Source organism: Corynebacterium glyciniphilum AJ 3170 (assembly GCF_007673095.1).
Taxonomy (GTDB): domain Bacteria; phylum Actinomycetota; class Actinomycetes; order Mycobacteriales; family Mycobacteriaceae; genus Corynebacterium.
Genome location: NZ_VDYZ01000171.1, coordinates 1 through 297 on the forward strand (window position 1 = coordinate 1; position 297 = coordinate 297).

A 297-nucleotide genomic window follows, 5' to 3' on the forward strand; every position below is an offset into this window, starting at 1 on the left:
GGGGGGGGGGGGGAGGAGGGGAGGGTGGGGGAGATGATGGGGTTGACGGGGGGGGGGGGGGAGTTGGATGTGGGGTGGGGTGTGGGGGATGGTGTGGATGAGGGGGTGGAGTTGGGTGAGGGGGGAGAAGTGGGTGTTGAGGTAGTGAGGGATGGGTTGAGGAGGTGGAAGGTGGAGAGGGAGAGGGATGATGGAGAAAGGGAGGGGGGGGAAGAGAAGGAAGAGGAGGAAGGTGAGGATGGGGTGGAATGAGGGTTTTGGGGGGTTGATGGTGGTTGAGGTCGGGGGGTAAGGGTG

The 297-nt window shown here is 64.3% G+C and carries 1 protein-coding gene; it reads left to right on the top strand.

Annotated elements, in window-relative coordinates; genetic code table 11:
- A partial coding sequence (locus tag FS507_RS19960; protein ID WP_222121462.1) for a hypothetical protein occupies window positions 1-252 on the top strand: 252 nt, incomplete at its 5' end.
- Window positions 253-297 lie beyond the last annotated feature (45 nt).